The 23138-nt window shown below is 33.5% G+C and carries 26 protein-coding genes; 19 read left to right on the forward strand and 7 right to left on the reverse strand.

Translation table 11 applies throughout. The features are described from left to right. Positions 1-86 precede the first annotated feature (86 nt). Positions 87-818 carry a rhomboid family intramembrane serine protease gene (locus Q0842_RS05510; protein WP_298495245.1) on the forward strand — a complete coding sequence of 244 codons (732 nt, stop codon included), beginning with the start codon at positions 87-89 and terminating at the stop codon, positions 816-818. Positions 819-842: 24 nt separating this feature from the next. On the opposite strand, the gene rlmB is transcribed toward Q0842_RS05510, so the two are convergent. The 7 genes from rlmB to Q0842_RS05545 form a co-directional block, all read right to left on the reverse strand. Continuing rightward, on the reverse strand, positions 843-1580 hold the full coding sequence (gene rlmB / locus Q0842_RS05515) for a 23S rRNA (guanosine(2251)-2'-O)-methyltransferase RlmB (RefSeq protein WP_298495248.1): 738 nt from the start codon (positions 1578-1580) through the stop codon (positions 843-845). A gap of 137 nt (positions 1581-1717) precedes the next feature. After that, on the reverse strand, positions 1718-4915 hold the full coding sequence (locus tag Q0842_RS05520; protein WP_298495251.1) for a PA domain-containing protein: 3198 nt from the start codon (positions 4913-4915) through the stop codon (positions 1718-1720). 163 nt (positions 4916-5078) lie between these two features. Then, a complete protein-coding gene (locus Q0842_RS05525) occupies positions 5079-5942 on the reverse strand; it encodes a hypothetical protein (protein WP_298495254.1) in 864 nt (287 codons plus the stop codon). Positions 5943-5968: 26 nt separating this feature from the next. Continuing rightward, positions 5969-6838 carry a hypothetical protein gene (locus tag Q0842_RS05530; RefSeq protein WP_298495257.1) on the reverse strand — a complete coding sequence of 290 codons (870 nt, stop codon included), beginning with the start codon at positions 6836-6838 and terminating at the stop codon, positions 5969-5971. Between the two features lie 13 nt (positions 6839-6851). Further along, complete coding sequence (locus Q0842_RS05535; RefSeq protein ID WP_298495260.1) at positions 6852-8288, reverse strand: SusD/RagB family nutrient-binding outer membrane lipoprotein; 1437 nt, start codon at positions 8286-8288, stop codon at positions 6852-6854. Between the two features lie 12 nt (positions 8289-8300). After that, positions 8301-11453, reverse strand: coding sequence for a SusC/RagA family TonB-linked outer membrane protein (locus Q0842_RS05540; protein ID WP_298495263.1), 3153 nt, complete (start codon positions 11451-11453; stop codon positions 8301-8303). A 117-nt stretch (positions 11454-11570) separates the two neighbouring features. Continuing rightward, entirely contained in the window at positions 11571-12989 is a 1419-nt protein-coding gene (locus Q0842_RS05545) for a hypothetical protein (RefSeq protein WP_298495266.1), read from the reverse strand. Between the two features lie 452 nt (positions 12990-13441). On the opposite strand from Q0842_RS05545, the gene rpsL reads away from it, so the two are divergent. From rpsL to rpsN, 18 genes are all read left to right on the forward strand, one after another. Continuing rightward, a complete protein-coding gene (rpsL, locus tag Q0842_RS05550) occupies positions 13442-13816 on the forward strand; it encodes a 30S ribosomal protein S12 (protein WP_019386263.1) in 375 nt (124 codons plus the stop codon). A gap of 21 nt (positions 13817-13837) precedes the next feature. Continuing rightward, positions 13838-14314 (forward strand): 30S ribosomal protein S7, encoded by a 477-nt coding sequence (gene rpsG / locus Q0842_RS05555; protein WP_144115510.1) that lies wholly within the window; start codon positions 13838-13840, stop codon positions 14312-14314. Between the two features lie 3 nt (positions 14315-14317). Beyond that, positions 14318-16444: an elongation factor G gene (gene fusA, locus Q0842_RS05560; protein ID WP_298495274.1), complete on the forward strand. Its 2127-nt coding sequence runs from the start codon at positions 14318-14320 to the stop codon at positions 16442-16444. A gap of 11 nt (positions 16445-16455) precedes the next feature. Continuing rightward, complete coding sequence (gene rpsJ, locus Q0842_RS05565) at positions 16456-16761, forward strand: 30S ribosomal protein S10 (protein ID WP_007650482.1); 306 nt, start codon at positions 16456-16458, stop codon at positions 16759-16761. 123 nt (positions 16762-16884) lie between these two features. Continuing rightward, entirely contained in the window at positions 16885-17502 is a 618-nt protein-coding gene (gene rplC, locus Q0842_RS05570; RefSeq protein ID WP_298495277.1) for a 50S ribosomal protein L3, read from the forward strand. Next, on the forward strand, positions 17502-18131 hold the full coding sequence (gene rplD / locus Q0842_RS05575) for a 50S ribosomal protein L4 (RefSeq protein ID WP_298495279.1): 630 nt from the start codon (positions 17502-17504) through the stop codon (positions 18129-18131). Before rplC ends, rplD begins: the two co-directional genes overlap by 1 nt. 5 nt (positions 18132-18136) lie before the next feature. Next, positions 18137-18427 carry a 50S ribosomal protein L23 gene (rplW, locus tag Q0842_RS05580; protein WP_040288013.1) on the forward strand — a complete coding sequence of 97 codons (291 nt, stop codon included), beginning with the start codon at positions 18137-18139 and terminating at the stop codon, positions 18425-18427. 10 nt (positions 18428-18437) lie between these two features. Further along, positions 18438-19265 carry a 50S ribosomal protein L2 gene (gene rplB, locus Q0842_RS05585; RefSeq protein WP_298495285.1) on the forward strand — a complete coding sequence of 276 codons (828 nt, stop codon included), beginning with the start codon at positions 18438-18440 and terminating at the stop codon, positions 19263-19265. A gap of 3 nt (positions 19266-19268) precedes the next feature. Further along, positions 19269-19547, forward strand: coding sequence for a 30S ribosomal protein S19 (rpsS, locus tag Q0842_RS05590; protein ID WP_034043300.1), 279 nt, complete (start codon positions 19269-19271; stop codon positions 19545-19547). A gap of 6 nt (positions 19548-19553) precedes the next feature. After that, positions 19554-19961, forward strand: a complete 408-nt coding sequence (rplV, locus tag Q0842_RS05595) for a 50S ribosomal protein L22 (RefSeq protein ID WP_298495287.1) — start codon at positions 19554-19556, stop codon at positions 19959-19961. Between the two features lie 7 nt (positions 19962-19968). Then, entirely contained in the window at positions 19969-20688 is a 720-nt protein-coding gene (gene rpsC, locus Q0842_RS05600) for a 30S ribosomal protein S3 (RefSeq protein ID WP_092847748.1), read from the forward strand. Positions 20689-20709: 21 nt separating this feature from the next. Beyond that, the gene (gene rplP / locus Q0842_RS05605; RefSeq protein WP_298495288.1) at positions 20710-21129 is read left to right on the forward strand and encodes a 50S ribosomal protein L16; all 420 of its coding nucleotides are present in this window, start codon (positions 20710-20712) and stop codon (positions 21127-21129) included. Positions 21130-21141: 12 nt separating this feature from the next. Continuing rightward, the gene (rpmC, locus tag Q0842_RS05610; RefSeq protein ID WP_298495424.1) at positions 21142-21333 is read left to right on the forward strand and encodes a 50S ribosomal protein L29; all 192 of its coding nucleotides are present in this window, start codon (positions 21142-21144) and stop codon (positions 21331-21333) included. A 12-nt stretch (positions 21334-21345) separates the two neighbouring features. Beyond that, entirely contained in the window at positions 21346-21603 is a 258-nt protein-coding gene (gene rpsQ, locus Q0842_RS05615; RefSeq protein WP_019386276.1) for a 30S ribosomal protein S17, read from the forward strand. A gap of 2 nt (positions 21604-21605) precedes the next feature. Next, positions 21606-21974, forward strand: a complete 369-nt coding sequence (gene rplN, locus Q0842_RS05620; RefSeq protein ID WP_069831953.1) for a 50S ribosomal protein L14 — start codon at positions 21606-21608, stop codon at positions 21972-21974. A gap of 15 nt (positions 21975-21989) precedes the next feature. Further along, positions 21990-22301 carry a 50S ribosomal protein L24 gene (rplX, locus tag Q0842_RS05625; protein ID WP_298495289.1) on the forward strand — a complete coding sequence of 104 codons (312 nt, stop codon included), beginning with the start codon at positions 21990-21992 and terminating at the stop codon, positions 22299-22301. Positions 22302-22303: 2 nt separating this feature from the next. Further along, on the forward strand, positions 22304-22855 hold the full coding sequence (rplE, locus tag Q0842_RS05630) for a 50S ribosomal protein L5 (protein ID WP_298495290.1): 552 nt from the start codon (positions 22304-22306) through the stop codon (positions 22853-22855). 3 nt (positions 22856-22858) lie between these two features. Then, complete coding sequence (gene rpsN / locus Q0842_RS05635) at positions 22859-23128, forward strand: 30S ribosomal protein S14 (RefSeq protein WP_040278732.1); 270 nt, start codon at positions 22859-22861, stop codon at positions 23126-23128. The last annotated feature ends 10 nt before the right edge of the window (positions 23129-23138 follow it).

Raw genomic sequence — 23138 nt, forward strand, 5'->3', positions numbered from 1 at the left:
ATTTCTATTGCAATCCCTCACGCGGGTAAATCTGCCAATTTAGCACAAAACACAAAGTTGGTTAGTTATTTGCTAACTTTAAGTCAATGAAAAATAAAGAACATTTTCAATTTTCAACAGGCGTTATAGCATACCCTGTATTTTTTGTACTAATAATTTGGTTAGTATTCTGGTTTGAAGTTCGCTTTGGGTATAATTTTAGTAAGTATGGTGTGTTTCCTCAAACAATTAAAGGGCTACGAGGTGTTTTGTTAAGTCCATTTATACATGGAGATATTAAACATATTTACCACAACACGGTACCTTTATTTGTGCTAACTACAGCATTATTTTACTTCTACAGGCATATTGCTTGGAAAGTAATAGTATTTGGTATACTACTTTCAGGTTTTCTTACATGGTGTATAGGCCGGCCATCTTATCATATTGGTGTTAGTGGTCTTATTTATGTACTAGTAAGTTTTACTTTTTTTAAGGGTGTTTTTGCAAAACATTATAGGCTTATAGCATTATCACTTCTTGTAATATTTCTTTACGGAAGTATGATTTGGTATACCTTGCCCATAGAAAAAGGTATTTCTTGGGAAGGGCATATGGCAGGTTTAATAACGGGCTTACTTTTTGCTTTAATATTTAGAAAAGAGATAGCTAAACCTAAAAAGTATGTATGGGAACAAGATAATTATAACGAAGACAATGATCCGTTTTTAAAGCATTTTGATGAAAACGGAAACTTTATTGAATCTGTTGAACCCGAAATAGAAGAGGAGCAATTTTTTATAAATTACCACTTTAAAAACGATACTAAAGAAGATTAAATTTTAATACTTAAATCTATAAGTTTATTTTAAGCGCTGTCTTACCACTTCATAAAGAAAAGCACCACAAGCAACAGAAACATTTAAAGATTCAATCTCGCCAAGTAAAGGTAGCTTAGCTTTTGCATCAACAACTTTTAAAGTAGATGGGTTAATACCTCTACCTTCAGACCCCATAATAATAGCACAAGATTCTGTAAAAGAAACATCATAAAGTGTGTCGTTTGTTTTTTCGGTTGCAGCAATCACTTTTATACCAGAGGCCTGCATATAAAATACGGCATCTTTAATATGGTCTACTTTACAAATAGGAATTTTAAACACAGCACCAGCACTTGTTTTTATAGTATCGCCATTTACTGGAGCACTACCATTTTTTTGTATAATGATACCATTTACACCTGTACATTCGGCAGTTCTAATAATGGCGCCAAAATTTCTAACATCACTTAATTGATCTAATAGTAAAAAAAGTGGTGTTTTACCAGATTCTATAACATTCATAACTAAGGTTTCCATGTCATGAAACTCAATAGGCGATATTTGTGCAACAGCACCTTGATGATTATTTCTAGTTAACCTATTCAGTTTTTCAATAGGAACGTAAGACTTGTTTATTGATTTCTTATTCAATAACGATTCTAATTCACCAAATAACTCACCTCTTTCACCTTTCTGAAGAAATACTTTATCTATTGTTTTACCAGCATTTATAGCTTCTATGATGGCCCTTATTCCGAATATTTGTGTTTGGTTTTCCATTAAGGCAAAGGTATAAAAAACGCTATTAATTAAATTACTATTATGTTTAAATACTCAAGTAGTTTTATTTGATCATATAAAAATAAAAAAGCCATCTAAACATAGGTTTAGATGGCTTTTTAAAATGTAATAAAATATTACTTAATCAATATTTTATGCGTTGTTTCAATATTATCTTTAGAAAACTTCATTAAATATAAACCAGATTGTAAACTTGTTAGATTTAGTGATGTTTCATTATTTGATAAGTTTAATTCATCAGAATACACTCTTTTTCCAGATATATTGTAAACGTTTAATTTCGCTTTTTCAATATAATCTTTAGAAACTATTTTAATGTTACCATTAGAAACAGTTGGGTATATTCTTAAATTTGAGTTAGAGAATACATTGTTTGCAGTACTTAAAGAAGCGGCTGTAAATTGACCAGAAAATACACCTCTACCCAATGTTGCTGCAAATACCATATTATCATCTCTTAGATCTAAATCTAAAACTTTTACGTTACTCATACCGTTATAAGAAGTATTCCATGTAGGACTCACGCTAGAAAAGTTGTTTGTATACCAAACACCAAGTTCAGTACCAATAATAACTTCTTCTAAGTTTAAAGGATTTTGTAAAATAGCTTTAACAGGTAAGTCTGGTAAATTACCATCTTTTTCTTGCCAAGTAGCGCCTTTATCACTTGAGTACCATACATTGTTTACACCGTAATTGTGCATAGTTACAAAAATATCGTTTTCAGATTGTCCAAATTCTAAATCAGATACACTACCAACTAATTGGTTACCGTCTAGATTTGTCCAAGTTGGTGTTGCACCATCTGCATTTTCTACTAATAACACATCTCCTAAAACGGTACCAACAAGAAGTGTTGATGAGGTTGTAGTATGAGTTGAAACAGTAAAAGCTGTAGGTGTAGTTGTTAACTCATCACTAGTTAAATCTGTTTTAGTTAATGTAGCATCACTTTTTATTCCGGAATATCTTTTAACTATGTAATTACCATCAGCAGAATAATTAGAGTATAAAATATCTAAATTAGAATCTAAAGCACCTGGGTTTATAAATGAACCATTACTTAAACTTTCATTATTGATAGTAACATCAGTTCCATCAAAACTATAAAGATTAATATTATCATTATAAACGTAGTTAGCAATTACATATCTATCCGTACCATCTTGATCAAAGTAAGTATATGCACCATCACCTCCCTGAATTTCAGTAGCACTATCTGGTCCAGCTGTATTACCATCTTCTATTAATTGAGTACCGTTATCTTGTAAACCACCAGCAAAGTTATCGCCTGAAGGAAAAGCTGTTGTTGGTCCTACACCTAAAGTATAATATTGTGCAGTATTATAGCCATTATTTCTAGCAGATATAGTAGCTCCACCATCATTAGAATAATATACACCACCATCATTACCAAATAATACTTTAGAAGCATCACCATGTCCAAAAGCTGTGATATGTTGGTCTGCATGTACACTTGATGTACCATTAGGAACATAAGCGTAAGATATTTTATTCCATGCTGTACCACTATTAGCAGATTTGAAAATATTGATACCACCAATAAACACATTACCATCGTTTGATGGGTCTACATCTATTGCTAAATCATACCATGCTTGACCATTTGTAAAATCACTTACATCTACATAAGATGAAGGATCACTTGGCGAACTAACAGTTACCGTTGCAAATGATGGTACAAATCCAGTTGTTGTTCTTCTAATGGTAACACCTCCAGTAGATAGTTGTGCTAGTACATAAACTTTTCCTGGGTTAGTTGCAGAAACAGCAATCTCTGTTCTAGCACCATCAGTAATAGCATATAATTCTGTAAATGTTGTTCCATCTGTAGATTTAAAAACTTTACCACCACCATCATTATGTATTCCATAACTAGTAGTAGACATCCAAACAGAACCATCAGATCCAATTTCAATATCTCTTGGTATATGTTTGTTTCCATTTTCTGTTAGTGGTATATTTATTTCTGTCCAATTTGCACCTCCGTCAACAGACTTAAATAAACCGTAAACATCGCCACCAACATAAGTTGTAGCATTAGAAGTTACATAACCACCTACACCAACTGCAATAAAAATTTCTGATGTTCCATTGTTATCTCTAATTTGAACATCATGTATAAATTGTGCTCCAGGTACAATTGTTCCAGTAACATTTCCTGTAGCTGGATTTAAAGAACCATTAACAGTACCAGAGCCTAAAGCTGCTTCAATAATATCACCATCTTCTTTATTAATCATTACAGCAGGAATAGTAATGCTTGCATCTTCACCACCCATTGGAATTGGTTCTCCTGATACATTATTTAACATAATAACACCTATGGCACCAGCATCTTGAGCATTTTTTACTTTTTCAACAAATGGACAATCGCCTCTTCTTATTATAGCAATTTTTCCTGTTGCATCAGGACCAAAAGCATTACAAGCTTCTGTAGGTACACCAGTAGGGTCGTTTGCAAGAATAAAATCGGCAGTTATTACAGAAGTAATTTCTGAACCAAAATTAGTTGTTGGAAAAGATTGATAATCACCCGCAACAGAACCTGGACTATTAACAGTAATGTTAGATGCTGATACAAAGTAACTATCGCCAGTTTTACCACCAAAAACATTTGTCCAAGTGTTACCACCATCTGCAGATTTCCACAAACCGTTACCACTTGTCATGGCATCAGAGCCCGTTGGAAATCCTTCTCCGGTACCTACGTAAAAAGTGTTAGTGTCATTTGGATCATAAGTAATACTAGAAATCGCTAGATTTTCTGTAATTCCAACATAAACCCATTCGGAGTTAGGACTAGAAATATTTGTGTTTTTCCATAATCCACCACTAACACCACCAGCAAAAACTGTTTCGTTAGTTGAATCGTTAGGGTCAAACATTACAGCTCTTGTTCTACCACCAACATTGTTTGGGCCTCTTTCTATCCATAAATTATCTGCTTTGTCGCCTGGTGCACGTGAGGCAAAATTAGATCTATTATCTAAAAGCTCTTTTTGAAGTTCTATAACCTTGTTAGGTGTTGGTCTCCCTAATTCTGGATTCATTGTTAAAACCCATTGTTCTTCGTTGTATTTGTTAGGTGGTATACCTAATGCTTTACGCTCTTTTTTAGAAAGCTTTAAAGATTCTTGAAAAGGGTGAGATTTTAAATGTTTTTTATGTGTTTCCTTAATGCTGTTAGCATAAGAATTAGCATCATTTTTTTTTGAGGTGTAAATAGAAATACTAATGATTCCTACAATAGCTATTAAAGCTAAAGCACCAATTTTGTAAGTTCGTTTCATCTTTTTTTTACTAAAATAGTTTAATTTTATTAAAAGTTAAAATGGAAATAGTTAATATTTAAAATAATAAAAGCCAGTAAAAATTACTGGCTTTTATAAAGAATTATATTTTTTTAATTAATTAAATAGTATTGTTACTATTCATTGTGAGTTAATCACTTAATTAAAATGCAGATAATGTATATTCATAGCCATTAGTTACTTCTAATACAACTATTAATCCACCTAATCCATCGGCTGATGATAATGTATAAGCATCACTAGATAATGATCCAGAGGTTTCAAAATATTCTTGACTCCAACTTAACGTTAAAGGAATAGTATCAGAAAAACCTAAACCAGATAAAGGATTAGAATAAAGGTCAGAAACAAGATAGTAAGTACCATCTTCTAAACCGTTTAAGTAATCTTCTTCAGGGCAAGAAGAGCTACCTAAAACATAGCCCAAAAATTCAAAAGCTTCATCATAAAGAAGTAAATCAAAATCTAAATCACAAAAAGAATCTAAAGATAAAGCACCAGATTCAGCAGTTCCATCCCAAGATAAAACTAAGTCTAAATGATCATTAATGTAATCATTTCCTATAGTTGCATTAAAGGTAAAAGGAGAAACATTAAAATTAGCTCTAGACTTTCCAGTTATTTGTATAGTTTCATCACCTTCAATATCACCTGTTTGCAAAATATCAACAGTTGCAGTTCCCATTAAAGATCCAGCAGGTATTGTTATTGTATGTGCATCATAGTCACTTGAGCTGGCAGATCCACCTACTTGAACTAAATCAATTACAGCATCAACAGGTTGAGCCTCTGTTAATGTAGCAGTAACCTCTATTTGAAAAGTCGATGCATCATCAGCGTCTATTGCGCTCTCATCAAACATTGTTGGAGAAGATGAAGACAAAGTTACTGTTGCCGGAGAATAATTTATCAAAGAGTCACCCGTGTTATCATCCTCAGAGTCACATGAAGTGAATGCTAAGCATGCCAGAGTAAATACTCCAATTTTATTTAATATATTTTTCATAATTATTTGTTCTTTATTTGAATTAATTACTGTCTTGTGTAAGTAGAAGTATAATTACTAGCTGCCCAAGAGAAGAAGTCATTAGAATTTTCAAGTATTAAAATACCAGCATCTTGATCCCAAGATCCACCTTCTATACAACCAATACCATATCCATCACAAAATGTAGGAGCACCATCATCAAAAGGTGTTACAATACCACCACAACCAACATTAAAACTACCTTCATTTTGAAGTGTAGTATTTGTTGAGCAAAATTGTAATAAACCACCATCTGCAGTTTCTGCATACCAAGATCCATCAGGATTTTGAGATATAGCTACAGTTACTGAACTAGCACAAACATTATTAGTCATTATGTAAGTTCCTGTTAAATCGTAAGAACAGTTTAAAGTAAGAGTTAATCTACCCATAGAACCATCATAGTAATATGAATCACCATCTTTTTGGTGTACTTTAAGTCTAAATGTAAATGAATCTCCAATTCTTAAATCAGATTCAGATAATCCAGTTCCAGATAAAAAGTCATCAACACTAGCTATAGTAGCAGTATATGGTAACGTTGTAGTTTCAGCAACTACACTTCCAGTAGCTTCTCCAGTAGTTTCTAAATCACCATTAAAAAATTTAACTATTTCAAATTTTTCAATGTTAGACATATCACCAGCAGTCATAGTTATAACATAATTTAAACTAGCCTCAGAAACACTAACAGGTGCTTCTTCAATTTCCATTCCTGCCATAGGCGAACCTAAAAATGACCCTTTAGATTGTGAGATATTTACTAACAAACCAGCATTATCTTTTATTTCTGCAACGGTATCAATATCTTCACCACAAGACACAATAGTAAGAACTCCCACTATTGCAAAAAACATTTTTCTTAAATTTTTCATCTTTTTCTTTTTTTTAATTTTGCCACCAAAGAGGTGTTGTTAAATTATCAGTACCTTGAGCTGCAACAGCTGCGGTATAATTTTCATTATTAAGTGACTGTTGAGATAACGGGTAGTTATATCTAGATGGTATACTAGATTCAACAGCATCAATAGCTAAAGGTAAAGCAGGAATTCCTGTTCTTCTCCATTCAGCCCAAGATTCTAGACCTTGCATGTATAAAGCAACCCATATTTGCTCAGCAATTTGAGTTAAACCATCAGTACCTCCAGCATATGTTATTACAGGAGCACCAGTAACACCATTATCAGCAACAGATGCAGCTATTCCTTGATTAAAGAAATCTCCAGCATTTCCACCAATATAACCTTTTTCTGCAGCTTCAGCCATTAATAAGCTTAAGTGAGCATAAGTCATAAAGTAATAAGGTTGTTCAGCTTCTAAATATTTAGTTCCAATTAAAGATACATTGTTAGAATCTCCGTAAAAAGAACTTCCAATATCTCTAATACCAGCAGGTTTACCAACATATCCGCCACCAGAACCATCTCCGCCAACTTCTTGAGCGTAAACAGATATTCTTGGATCAGCAGTATTTAACATATAGTTTACTAATTCTTCTCCTAAACACCATTCTGTATCACGACCTCCATTAACTAAAGTTTCAAAGAAAGGATTTGCATTAGGTGCAGCAGCTAAATAAACTAACTTAGCTTCATCATCATTACTTGAAAATAAATTTCCAGAATTAACTAAAGCTGTTAATTGTCCAGCAGCATCATAACCACCAGAAGCAGCACGCATTAATACTTTAAACTTTAAAGAAGCAGCAAATTTTTTCCATAAAGTCCAATCACCACCGTACATTAAATCTTGACTAGCATCAATAGTTCCATTACCATTTAATAAAGACATTGCTTTATCAAGCATTGCTAAAATAGCAGGATAAACTACAGTTTCACTATCATCGTAAATAGGAGTAATAATTCCAGCATCACCTTGTAATGCTTCAGACATAGGAATGTTTCCGTAAATATCTGTTAACACGTGAAAAGCATTTGCTTTTAATAGAATAGCAACACCTTCTAAATTATCATTTCCTTGCTCATTTGCCAACTCTTCCATGATAGCAGCATCTTTAGCTACTACATTGTAAAGGTTTTGCCAAACACCATCAATAGTAGTTTGTCTTGGGATATAAAGTTCATTTGTATTATAAATAGGTTTCCCAAGGTGTTGAACCCAGCAAGAACCAGTTTCACCACCATTAAATGCGCTATGAACAGTATTACCGGTACCTCTAATAACACCAGCCAATAATAATTCGGCAGGAACTTCACTAGGATCATTTGGATTTGAGTTTACTTCTTCAAATCCGCTATCGCAACCAGTAATCATAAATACTGGGCTTAACGCAATAAGTAATATTAAATATTTAAGTTTTTTCATTTTCTTTTTTTTTTAGAATTTAACATTTAAGCTAAAACCAATACTTCTTGTTGGTGGAATTTGAGCATATTCAAGACCTTGTTGACCTGTAGAACTACTAAAAGCAGATTCAGGATCAATGTGTGGTGCTTTTTTGTAAAGAATAGCTAAATTTCTAGCTGTTAATCCAAGTGAAATTTGATCTACAGCTATGTTAGTAAATAATTTAGATGGAAGTGTATAAGTTAATGAAAGTTCTCTCCATTTTACAAATGATGCATCATATACTGAAGATTCAGCAATGTTTTGAGAATATGTAGATTTAAAGTGTGTGTTTGCAGGAACAACTACATTGTTTTCAACATAACCTCCGTTTCCATCAGACATAACTCCTGTTCCAATAATTCCTGTTTCTCTTCCTTGCATAGTTTCTTCAAGAACACCAGCATATTTACCCCAAGAGTTTGTTTGAGAATAAATATCTCCACCTTTTTTAACATCTATTAAAGTTGTTAATCTTAAGTTTTTGTAAGACATGTTAATACCTAAACCACCTGTCCAGTCTGCATTAATATTACCTAATACTTTATTAGTAGGGTCTATTTGAGCAATACCATTTTCGTAGATTATATCACCATCTTCAGTTCTTTCAAATGCAGGACCGTATAAAGCACCTACAGCTTCACCTTCTTGAGCAATTACATCAACATTCCATAATCCTCCTAATACTACACGTCCATTATCTGTAGTTGGATCATCATCAATGTTTTGAGCTTCACCTACGTTTTTAGCAAAGTTTACATTTACACCTAAATTGAATCCATCAATATTTTTGATGATATCAGCACCAAGAGAAATTTCAATACCTTTATTTGTTATATCAGCAACATTATCCCAATAAGCAGTATTACCTGATGATGGGTCAATATCTTTTGCCATAATTACATCTGTAGTTTCTTTATTATAATAAGTAAAATCTAAACGTATTCTACTTTTTAATAAACGCGCTTCAAATCCAATTTCTTTTTCTACAGTATCCTCATTTTTTATGTTAGGATTCCATAAAGTACTTGGGAAAAACGCAACAGGAGTTGTTCCCCATGGCTCACCTGAAAATGAAAAGCTAGGTTCGATACTATAAGGTGCTAATGGACCTGCACTACCAGTTTTAGACCATCCACCTCTTACTTTTAAGTAAGATACAACATCGTTAGGCATATCAAAAATATCACTAATAATAGCACTACCTGTTACACTAGGGTAAAAGAAGCTATTGTTTTGTAATGGTAATACAGAAGCCCAGTCATTTCTTCCTGTAACATCTAAGAATAAAAAGTCTTTATAAGAAATCCCCATAAAACCAAATACACTATTAATTTTTCTGTCTTGTTGATCCATGAATAATTCTGAAGACACACCGTCTCTTGTATTTGAGATGTTGTATAGACCAGGAATTTGTAATTCTGGAGCAATCATTTGTAATCTGTGGTAGTTGTTAACCATGTTGTTACCACCAACGTTAGCATTAAACTTAACATCTTCTCCTATATCAGTATTATAACTTAATATGGCTTGAGAGTTAATCTCGTATCTAGTACGTTGGAATTCTTCATAAGAACCTCTTACACTTTGGTAAGTACCAAAATCACGTCTTTTTGTATCCAAAGAGCTAAAGTAATCAATACCTGTTTGAGCACTAAAAGATAATTTATCACTTATTTGATAGTTAATAGAGAAGTTTCCTAATAATCTATTTCTATCAAAAGTGTTAGTATTAGTATCTAAAGTCCAGTAAGGGTTGTTGTTGTAAGCTAAGTTCCAGTTTATTGGAGTGGCTACATCAGCACCAGCAGCAAATCCTGTAGGTAAGTTTTTGTAGTCTCTTAAAGCATTCCAGTCAACATTACGACCAGACCATACAATTTGTCCTAACTGGTTGTTAGAATCTCCATAACCTACAGATGGTAAGTTATCACTTTCAGTTTTAATATAATTTGCACTTAAACCTACTGTCCACTTGTCAGATAAGTTTAGGTTTATTTTTCCACTAAAGTTATACTTTTTCAAATCAGTATTGTAAAGAATACCTTTTTGGTCAGTTAAACCAATTGAGATTCTACCATTGTAGTCATCATTTCCTTTAGAAAAAGATAAATTGTTATTAGTAGTTAATCCAGTTTCAAAAAAGTCTTTAATGTTATCAGGTTGAGATACCCATGGTAATGCTTCACCGTTTTCAGAATTCCATTGAATAAATTCTAATCCAGCATCTAAAGCAGGACCCCAACTTTCATCAACACCACCATCGCCTGTAACACCGTCTGTAAACTCAAAATAAGTAGAACTTGGTCCTTGACCATAAGAGTTTTGATAATCTGGTAATACATATGCGTTTTCAACACTAACGCTAGAAGAAAATTCAATTCCTAATCTGTTGTTGTTTTTACCAGACTTGGTAGTAACAACAATAACACCATTAGAACCACGCATACCATAAAGAGATGTAGCTGCACCACCTTTTAATACGTTAAGTGTTTCAATATCATCTTGATTTAAATCGGCTAATCCATTTGGTGTACTATTACCTCCTGAGTCATTAGAATCTCCATAAGAAGTGTTATCCATTACAACACCATCAACTACCACTAAAGGTTGTGCATCTCCACTAATAGAAGAGATACCTCTAATTACTATTCTACTTTCAGCACCAACGGCACCAGAAGCACTAGTAACACTTACCCCAGCAATTTTACCACTTAAAGAGTTTACAATATTTGCATCTCTTACTGTAGTAATATCATCTGAAGATACACTTTGTGTAGAGTATCCAAGGGCTTTTTCGTCTCTTTTAATACCTAATGCAGTAACTACTACCTCTTCTAATGCTTCAGCATCTTCTTGTAGAGTAATATTAATTGAATTGGACGCTCCAACTTTAACTTCTTTCGTAGTATAACCAACAAAACTAAATACAAGAGTACTCCCTTGATTAGCATTTATTGAATATTTACCATCGAAATCTGAAGATGTACCTGAAGAAGTACCTTTAACTAAGACAGTAGCTCCAGGTAACGGTAAACCAGATCCATCTGATACTATACCTGAAATTGTCTTTTCTTGTGCAAACGATAGTTGCACAACCAACGCTAGTAATAGCGTTAGAATTCCACTAAACTTTGTTTTCATTTTATAATTATTTGAATTAGTCAATGCCAAAAATCATAAAATAAAGTTAATAAAACAATAAATAATGGTTAAAATTTGATAAAAACCGAGAATTTTTAAGAAAACGATAATTTTATACTAGAATTTTGCAGTCAAACTGAGATGTATTTTAGAATTTGTTAGTTTAAATTGGGTATTCTCATTTTTACCATTTGCGTAGTTAAATTTTAAAAGGCCTGCTTTTGTTAGAATTCCAAAACCAAAACCATAGCCAAAAAGTTTCTCCTTGGTATTCAATGTTTTATCCTCAAAATACCCAGCATCAATTATACTATGTAGATAAATTGAATTATTTAGTTTAAATCTGTATTCTGTATTTAGAGTGCTAAAAAATGTTGCAAATATGCTGTTTTCCTCAAAACCTCTTATGGAGTTTATACCGCCAAACCTTAATAATTCATTTTCAAAATATGTGTCTGATATTAAATTGGATCCATTAACTCTTAAATAAATGCTGTTTTTATAGTTTAATGTAAAAATTTTCAAGGCATCTAAAGTGTAAGTGGTTTGTTTTTCAATGCTCGAGTTTGTTTTTCTGTTACCAGAGCCAAATTCTAAGAATATTTTAGATCGAATTTGGAAAAGTTGGTCATTAGCTTCTGGTTTTAAGTATTGGTAAGCAAAAGTATAATGGAGTGTTTTGTAGTCAGAAATTGATGTAGAAGTATTTTTGTTAAGTAGGTTGTTTGACTCAGTTGAAATTACACCAGCATATAATTTATTCATTGAATTTACCTGGTAATGTAATTTTCCAGATTGATTTACAGTTGTAAAAGAAGAATCTCTTTTAAAAATTCTTAATAATAAATCTGCTCCTATAGGTGTTTTAAACAAATAGGGGAGTGAAATATTAGTTTCAAAGGTTTTTTGATCATTTTCATCACTCTTATAAAGCAGCCTAAAAGATTCACCAAAATTTAAATTATTGGTTAGATTTAAGTTTAGGTAGCCGTCAAATTCTAATTTATTTGTTTCTTCATTAGTTCCGAACCCTAAAAATCCATCAAATGCATTGCTTTTAGTTTTTTCTAGATATAGATATAAAGTTGTTGAGTCTTTTGAAAATAATATTTCAGGAGATTTAATTTCATTTGCAAAAATCAAGTTGTTTAATTGATTGGTTTTATTTTTAATAATGTCAAGGTTAAAAACTTGTTTTGGTTTAATCTTCAAGAAGTGTTTTAAGTAAGAACCAGGAAAGTTGTCGTAGCCTTTAACAAGTATATTGTCAATCGTTCTTTTTTCTAAAGAATTAATTGTCAGGGCAGCTTCAAGATTTGTTGAATCTTTAGTTTTTATATTGGTTAACTTTAATTTAGAAAAAGGAAGCCCTTTTTTTGATATTTCAGAATTAATAATTTGCAATGCATTCTCAGTTTCAGAAAAATTCAAAATAAAATAATCATCATAAATATCTTCTGAAACTAAATCTAAGACAGACTGGTCAATGTTAGACCTATTATAGTAAACATAAATAGATTTGAATTTTTTTTTCAAGAAAATTTGAAAATGAAAAGTAGAGTCGTGTTATTTTTATAATTTGAGAGCTTTATTTTAAAAATAAAAAAAAATAAAAAGTGTATTTTTTAATGCGGTAATTTCAGTTTTAATAGAAAAAAAATCATCGTGTGTTTTTAAATATCCTAATGAATCGATAATTTTTGTTTCTAATTCAGAATTGCCGTTAATTTTTAAATTAATGTTCTGACACATTATTTCGGTAGAAATAAGTGTATATATAATAAGGAGTAAAAAAGTAGTTTTTCGCACTTTGTTATCAACTGTTATTTGGTGTAAATCTAACGGAAAATCTAAGCTTATAATATAGCTAATGAGATTATTTTTGAAAACTCTTAAAAATTAACCAATTAGGATTTGAATTCTAAATTTTAATTTCTACATTTGCACCCCTCTTAAAAAGAGGATAATAAAATTTATATATAATATATATGCCAACAATTTCGCAATTAGTAAGAAAAGGAAGAGCCAAAATAACCAAGAAGAGTAAATCGGCTGCTTTAGATTCTTGTCCGCAAAGACGTGGTGTGTGTACTCGTGTTTACACAACAACTCCTAAAAAACCTAACTCAGCAATGCGTAAGGTAGCAAGGGTTCGTTTAACAAACGGTAACGAGGTTAACGCATACATCGGTGGTGAAGGACACAATCTGCAAGAGCACTCGATAGTATTGGTTAGAGGTGGAAGGGTAAAAGATTTACCAGGAGTTAGATATCACATTGTACGTGGTGCTTTAGACACAGCAGGTGTTTCAGGCAGAACGCAACGTAGATCTAAGTATGGTGCAAAACGCCCTAAAAAGTAATTAAAACTTTAAGAAGAAGACATGAGAAAAAGAGCAGCAAAAAAGAGACCGCTTTTACCAGACCCAAAATTTAACGACCAGTTAGTAACTCGTTTCGTTAACATGATGATGTGGGATGGGAAAAAGTCTGTCGCTTTTAAAGTATTCTACGATGCAATTGATATTGTAGACTCGAAAAAAACTGACGAAGAAAAAACAGGTTTAGAAATCTGGAAAGATGCTTTATCTAACGTTATGCCTCACGTAGAAGTACGTAGTCGTCGTGTTGGTGGTGCAACATTCCAAATTCCAATGCAAATTCGTCCAGATCGTAAAGTTTCAACAGCAATGAAATGGCTAATTAGCTATTCTCGTAAAAGAAACGAAAAATCGATGGCGTTACGTTTAGCATCTGAGGTTTTAGCAGCAGCTAAAGAAGAAGGAGCGGCGGTAAAGAAAAGAGTTGATACTCACAAAATGGCAGAGGCAAATAAAGCATTCTCTCACTTTAGATTCTAAGACATGGCAAGAGATTTAAAATATACTAGAAATATAGGTATTGCTGCACATATTGATGCAGGAAAAACTACTACAACAGAGCGTATACTTTATTATACAGGTGTTTCTCATAAAATTGGAGAGGTACACGATGGTGCTGCAACAATGGACTGGATGGAGCAAGAGCAAGAAAGAGGTATTACAATTACTTCTGCTGCTACTACTTGTACTTGGAAGTTTCCAATTGAAAATGGAGAGCCTACGCCTGAAACTAAAGGATATCACTTTAATATAATTGATACACCGGGTCACGTTGATTTTACTGTAGAAGTAAATCGTTCTTTACGTGTACTTGATGGTTTAGTATTCTTGTTTAGTGCGGTTGATGGTGTTGAGCCACAATCTGAAACTAACTGGAGACTTGCAGATAACTATAAAGTTCCAAGAATTGGTTTCGTTAATAAAATGGACCGTCAAGGATCAGACTTTTTAGGGGTTTGTCAACAAGTAAAAGATATGTTAAAATCAAATGCGGTGCCAATCGTTTTAAACATTGGTGACGAAGATGATTTTAAAGGTATCATAGATTTAGTAAAAAACAGAGCTATTGTTTGGCATGATGAAACTCAAGGGGCAACTTTTGATGTTATTGAAATCCCGGACGATTTAAAAGAAGAAGCTCGTAAGTACCGTGCATTACTTATTGAAGAAGTAGCTGGTTACGATGAGAATCTTTTAGAAAAGTTCATGGAAGATGAAGATTCTATTACTGAAGACGAGGTGCACGCTGCACTTAGAGCTGCTGTAATGGATATGGCAATCATTCCAATGATTTGCGGTTCTGCATTTAAAAATAAAGGTGTACAATTCTTATTAGATGCTGTATGTCGTTATTTGCCTTCACCAACCGATAAGGAAGGTATCATAGGTGTTAACCCTGAAACTGAACAAGAAGAAATTCGTAAGCCAAGTGTTAAGGAGCCATTTGCTGCTTTAGCATTTAAAATTGCTACCGATCCTTTTGTAGGTCGTTTGGCATTCTTTAGAGCATATTCTGGTCGTTTAGATGCAGGTTCTTATGTGTTAAATAACCGTTCTGGTAAAAAAGAGCGTATTTCTCGTATATACCAAATGCATGCTAACAAGCAAAATGCAATTGATTTTATTGAAGCTGGTGATATTGGAGCTGCTGTTGGATTTAAATCTATTAAAACAGGAGATACACTTTCAGCTGAAAAGCATCCTATAGTTTTAGAATCAATGGACTTCCCTGATCCGGTAATTGGTATCGCAGTTGAGCCTAAAACTAAGGCTGATGTTGATAAATTAGGTATGGGCTTAGCTAAATTAGCTGAGGAAGATCCAACTTTTACTGTACGTTCAGACGAAGCTTCAGGACAGACTATTATTTCTGGAATGGGTGAGTTACACTTAGATGTAATTGTAGATCGTTTAAAACGTGAATTTAAAGTAGAGGTTAACCAAGGTCAACCACAAGTTGAATATAAAGAGGCTATTACTGCTTCTGCTGATCATAGAGAAGTATATAAGAAACAATCTGGTGGTCGTGGTAAATTCGCAGATATCGTGTTTACTGTTGAGCCAGCTGATGAAGGTGTTGAAGGACTTCAGTTTGAATCTGTAATTAAAGGGGGTAATGTTCCTAAGGAATTTATTCCTTCGATTGAAAAAGGATTCAAAATGGCAATGGTTAACGGACCTTTAGCAGGTTACGAAATCGATGCTATGAAAGTTACTTTAAAGGATGGATCTTACCACGATGTGGATTCGGATCAATTATCTTTCGAGTTAGCAGCTAAATTAGGTTTCAAAAACGTTGCAAAAGCGGCTAAGGCTGTTATTATGGAGCCTATTATGAAACTTGAAGTTATCACTCCAGAAGAAAACATGGGTGATATTGTAGGTGATTTAAATAGAAGAAGAGGTCAAGTAAGTGACATGGGAGATAGAGCTGGTGCAAAAACTGTTAAAGCTACTGTGCCATTATCTGAAATGTTTGGTTATGTTACAACTTTAAGAACTTTATCTTCTGGTCGTGCAACATCAACAATGGAATTTTCTCACTATGCTGAAACACCTTCAAATATATCTGAAGAAGTAATTAAGGCAGCTAAAGGAGTTGAATCGTAAATCTTAAGAAAATGAGTCAAAAAATCAGAATAAAATTAAAATCTTACGATCACAACTTAGTAGATAAGTCTGCTGATAAGATTGTAAAAACAGTAAAGAGTACTGGTGCTGTTGTAACTGGACCAATTCCATTGCCAACACACAAGAAAATTTTCACTGTATTACGTTCTCCACACGTAAACAAGAAATCAAGAGAGCAATTTCAATTATCATCTTACAAGAGATTATTGGATATCTACTCTTCGTCATCAAAAACAATTGATGCGTTAATGAAGCTTGAGTTACCAAGTGGTGTTGAAGTAGAGATAAAAGTTTAATAATTAAACTTACATGTCCTGAGCTGCGTGCGAGGGAAAAACGGTAAAAATACAATTCAAGGCTGAAACGTATTTTCAGCCTTGAATTTTAATAACAAATAGTAATAAATTAAATAAATAATTATGTCTGGGTTAATTGGAAAAAAAATCGGTATGACCAGCATCTTTGATGAAAACGGGAAAAACATTCCTTGTACAGTAATCGAAGCTGGACCATGTATCGTTACCCAAGTCAGAACTGAAGAGGTTGACGGCTATTCTGCTGTTCAATTAGGTTTCGATGACGCGACAGAAAAAAGCGCTACTAAAGCAGACTTAGGTCATGCTAAAAAAGCGGGTACTTCTGTAAAACGCAAAGTTGTTGAATTCAAAGGTTTTGATGAGGAGTACAAATTAGGTGATGCTATAACTGTAGAACATTTCGCTGAAGGTGAATTTGTTGATATTGCAGGAACATCAAAAGGTAAAGGATTTCAAGGTGTTGTAAAACGTCATGGTTTCGGTGGTGTAGGTCAAGCTACTCACGGTCAACATAACCGTTTAAGAGCGCCAGGATCTATTGGAGCTGCATCTTACCCTGCTCGTGTTTTTAAAGGCATGAAAATGGCAGGAAGAATGGGTGGAGACACAGTTAAAGTTCAAAATTTAAGAGTTTTAAAAGTAGTTACTGAAAAGAATCTACTTGTGGTTAAAGGATGTGTTCCTGGTCACAAAAACGCTTATGTAATTATTAGAAAATAATGAAAGTAGCAGTTTTAGATATAAACGGAAAAGACACAGGTAGAAAGGCAGACCTTTCTAAAGATGTGTTTGCTATTGAGCCTAATAATCATGCAGTATATTTGGATGTTAAACAATATTTAGCAAACCAACGTCAAGGAACTCACAAATCGAAAGAAAGAGCTGAGATTTCTGGATCTACGCGTAAGATTAAAAAGCAAAAAGGAACTGGTACAGCAAGAGCAGGTAGTATTAAGTCTGGTGTATTTAAAGGTGGTGGTCGTATGTTCGGTCCAAGACCAAGAAATTACAGCTTCAAACTTAATAAAAACTTAAAGCGTTTAGCACGTAAATCTGCCTTGAGTATCAAAGCAGGAGAGAAGTCAATTACAGTTTTAGAAGACTTTAATTTTGATACTGTAAAGACTAAGAATTTTACAGCAGTTTTAAAGGCTTTAGAGCTTGATAACAAAAAAACGCTCTTTGTGTTGGGTGGGTCAAATAATAACGTATATTTGTCATCGCGCAATTTAAAAAGCTCTGAAGTTATAACTTATTCAGAAATAAGTACTTACAAGATTTTAAATGCAAATCAAGTAGTGTTATTAGAAGGAGCTTTAGCAGGAATTGAAACAAACTTAAGTAAATAGAAACAATGAATATCTTAATTAAACCTATAATCACAGAAAAAGCGACAGCTGATAGCGAGTTAAGAAACTGCTACACTTTTGCAGTGAATACAAAGGCGAACAAGGTAGAAATCAAAAAAGCGGTGGAAGCTGCTTATGGTGTTTCTGTTGAAAAAGTTCGTACTATAAATGTCCGTCCAGATCGCAGTACTAAGTTTACAAAAACTGGTATTCAACATGGTAAAACAAATGCTGTTAAAAAAGCAATTGTACAACTGGCGGAAGGTGAAATGATTGATTTATACAGTAACATGTAATTAAAGACAAATGTCAGTAAGAAAATTAAAACCAATCACACCAGGACAGCGATTTAGAGTAGTAAATGGTTATGACGCCATTACTACTGATAAGCCGGAAAAGAGTTTACTCGTTCCGAACAAAAGGTCTGGTGGTAGAAACAGTCAAGGAAAAATGACCATGCGCTATATAGGTGGTGGTCATAAAAGAAAGTATCGTATTATCGATTTTAAAAGGGACAAAGCAGGTATTCCTGGTGAAGTTGCTTCAATTCAATACGATCCAAACAGAACAGCTTTTATTGCTTTATTGAATTATCAAGATGGTGAAAAAAGATACATTATTGCTCAAAATGGACTTCAAGTTGGTCAAAATGTAGTGTCTGGAAATGAAGGTGTTGCTCCAGAAATTGGAAATGCAATGCCATTAAGTGAAATTCCATTAGGAACTATCATCTCATGTATAGAGTTGCGTCCTGGTCAAGGAGCTATTATGGCTCGTAGCGCAGGTGCTTTTGCTCAATTAATGGCAAGAGATGGTAAATTTGCTACGGTTAAATTGCCTTCAGGAGAAACAAGATTAATTCTTGCAGGATGTATGGCAACAATAGGTGTTGTATCTAATTCAGATCATCAATTATTAGTAGGTGGTAAAGCAGGTAGAACAAGATGGTTAGGAAGAAGACCACGTACTAGACCAGTAGTTATGAATCCAGTTGATCACCCAATGGGTGGTGGTGAAGGTAAATCTTCAGGTGGACATCCTCGTTCTAGAAATGGTATTCCAGCTAAAGGTTTCAGAACCCGTTCTAAAACTAAAGCAAGTAATAAATATATTGTAGAACGTAGAAAGAAATAAGACATGGCAAGATCATTAAAAAAAGGACCTTACGTTCATTATAAATTAGAAAAGAAAGTAGCTGTTAATGTTGAAAACAATAAAAAAACAGTAATCAAAACTTGGTCTCGAGCAAGTATGATTACTCCAGATTTTGTTGGACAAACTATAGCTGTACACAATGGCCGTCAATTCGTTCCAGTATACGTTACTGAAAACATGGTAGGTCATAAATTAGGAGAATTTTCACCAACACGTTCATTCCGTGGACATGCAGGTGCTAAAAATAAAGGTAAAAAGTAGTAAGCTATGGGAAGTCGTAAAAAACAAATGGCAGACGCTATTAAGGAAGCAAAAAAGCACGTTGCTTTTGCTAAACTTAATAACTGTCCTACATCACCAAGAAAAATGCGCTTAGTAGCCGATTTAGTAAGAGGTGAAAAGGTAGAAAATGCACTTAATATTTTAAAGTTCAACCAAAAAGAAGCATCTGGTCGTTTAGAGAAGTTGTTATTATCAGCTATCGCTAACTGGCAATCTAAAAATGAAGATGCTGATGTTGAATCTGCAGAATTGATCGTTAAAGAGATTAAAGTTGATAGCGGATCTATGTTAAAAAGATTACGTCCAGCACCTCAAGGTCGTGCACACAGAATAAGAAAACGTTCAAACCACGTAACATTAGTGGTTGGAGCTAATAATAACACACAAGCTTAATAAGAGTATGGGACAAAAAACAAATCCAATCGGAAATCGCTTAGGAATTATCAGAGGATGGGAGTCTAACTGGTACGGAGGAAACGATTATGGTGATAAACTTGCCGAAGACGATAAGATTAGAAAATACGTTCACGCGCGTTTATCTAAAGCTAGTGTAAGTAGAGTAATAATTGAAAGAACTTTAAAACTTGTAACCGTTACTATCACTACTGCTAGACCTGGTATTATTATCGGAAAAGGTGGTCAAGAGGTAGACAAGTTAAAAGAAGAACTTAAGAAAATTACTGGAAAAGAAGTTCAGATTAATATTTTTGAAATTAAAAGACCTGAACTTGATGCATTTTTAGTAGGATCTAGCATCGCTCGTCAAATTGAAAACAGAATTTCATACAGACGTGCAATTAAGATGGCTATTGCTGCTACAATGCGTATGAACGCTGAAGGAATCAAAATCCAAATTAGTGGACGTTTAAATGGTGCTGAAATGGCACGTTCTGAACACTACAAAGAAGGACGTATTCCTTTATCAACTTTTAGAGCCGATATTGACTATGCTTTAGTTGAGGCACACACTACATATGGTAGATTGGGTGTTAAAGTATGGATCATGAAAGGTGAAGTATATGGTAAAAGAGAACTTTCTCCGCTTGTTGGATTATCTAAGAAGCAAGGAAAAGGTGGAGCCGGAAGAGGAGGAAACAAAGGACCTCGTCGTAGAAAGTAATTTTTTATAAATTAAAGAAAAATGTTACAGCCTAAAAGAACAAAATTTCGTAAACAACAAAAAGGACGTATGAAAGGTCTCTCTGGAAGAGGGCATCAACTTTCAAGCGGTACTTTTGGAATAAAAGCAATGGACGCTACGTTTATAACAGCACGTCAAATTGAAGCAGCTCGTATTGCCGCTACACGTTACATGAAGAGAGAAGGTCAACTTTGGATTAAAATATTTCCAGACAAGCCTATCACAAAAAAGCCTCTTGAAGTACGTATGGGTAAAGGTAAAGGTGCTGTTGAATTATGGGTAGCTGTATGTAGACCAGGTCGTGTTTTATTTGAAATTGGTGGTGTGCCATTAGACGTTGCAAAAGAAGCATTACGTTTAGCAGCACAAAAACTACCAGTAAAAACTAAGTTTTTAATCGCTCGCGATTACGAAGCATAATAATTTAAGATGATGAAACAATCAGAAATTAAAGAATTATCTGTAGCTGAGTTACAAGAGAAACTTGGTGAAACAAAAAAGAGTTATTCAGACCTAAAATTGGCTCATGCAATATCTCCTTTAGAAAATCCAATTCAATTACGTTCAATGAGAAGAACTGTAGCAAGAATTGCGACTGAATTAACTAAAAGAGAATTACAATAATTCTGCTGAAAGATGGAAACAAGAAATTTAAGAAAAGAACGTATAGGAGTTGTTACTAGTAACAAGATGCAAAAATCAATAGTTGTTGCAGAAGTAAAAAAAGTAAAACACCCTATGTATGGTAAGTTCGTGTTAAAAACGAAAAAATACGTTGCACACGACGAAACGAACGATTGTAATATTGGAGATACTGTAAAGATCATGGAAACAAGACCTTTAAGTAAATCTAAATGTTGGAGATTAGTTGAAATTTTAGAAAGAGCTAAATAATTATGTTACAACAAGAATCAAGAATAAAAGTAGCAGACAATACTGGAGCAAAAGAGGTTTTAGTTATCCGTGTTTTAGGAGGTACTAAAAGAAGATATGCTTCTGTAGGAGACAAAATAGTTGTTTCTGTTAAAGATGCAACTCCTAATGGAAACATTAAGAAAAAAGCAGTTTCTACAGCAGTTGTTGTGCGTACAAAGAAAGAAGTAAGAAGACCAGACGGATCTTATATAAGATTTGATGATAACGCTTGTGTTTTATTAAACCCAACGGGTGAAATGAGAGGAACACGTGTTTTTGGTCCTGTTGCTAGAGAGCTTCGTGATAAACAATTCATGAAGATTGTATCATTAGCACCAGAAGTGCTTTAATACATTAAAAGTAAGATGACAAAGCTTAAAATAAAAACTGGAGATACTGTAAAAGTAATTGCTGGAGATCATAAAGGATCAGAAGGTAAAGTACAAAAGGTATTAATAGAAAAGAACAAAGCGATTGTTGAGGGTGTAAACATGGTTAAGAAACATACTAAACCTAGTGCACAGAATCCTCAAGGTGGAATCGTAGAAAAAGAAGCGGCTATTCATATATCTAACTTATCATTGTTAACTTCTAAAGGAGAAACAACAAGAGTTGGTTACAGAATGGAAGGCGATAAAAAAATAAGATTTTCAACAAAATCTAATGAAGTATTATAGTTATGGCATATTCACCTAGACTTAAAGAAGAGTATAAAAGCAAAGTAATTGCAGCTCTTACAGACGAATTTGGATATAAAAATGTAATGCAAGTTCCTAAACTTACCAAGATAGTTATATCTAAAGGTGTTGGAGCAGCAGTTGCAGACAAAAAGTTAATCGACTACGCAGTAGAAGAAGTAACTACTATATCTGGACAAAAAGCAATAGCTACATTATCTAAAAAGGATGTTGCATCATTTAAATTACGTAAAGGAATGCCAATTGGTGTTAAAGTAACTTTACGTGGTGAGAAAATGTATGAATTTTTAGACCGTTTAGTAACTTCTGCACTTCCACGTGTTAGAGATTTTAACGGAATTAAAGCTACAGGATTTGATGGTAGAGGTAATTACAATTTAGGAATTACTGAACAAATAATTTTTCCAGAGATTAATATTGATAAAGTTAATAAAATCTCAGGAATGGATATTACATTTGTAACTACCGCTGATACTGATAAAGAAGCAAAATCATTATTAACTGAATTAGGATTACCTTTTCAAAAAAACTAAGACATGGCTAAAGAATCAATGAAAGCCCGCGAGGTGAAAAGAGCTAAAACAGTAGCTAAATATGCTGAGAAACGTAAAGCTTTAAAAGAAGCTGGAGATTACGAAGCATTACAAAAGTTACCTAAAAACGCATCTCCTATTCGTCAGCATAATAGATGTAAATTAACAGGAAGACCAAAAGGATACATGAGAACCTTTGGTATTTCTCGTGTAACATTCAGAGAAATGGCTAATCAAGGTCTTATCCCTGGTGTAAGAAAAGCTAGTTGGTAATATTATTTAA

Origin of the sequence: uncultured Algibacter sp. (assembly GCF_947495675.1) — a bacterium.
Lineage (GTDB): Bacteria > Bacteroidota > Bacteroidia > Flavobacteriales > Flavobacteriaceae > Algibacter_B.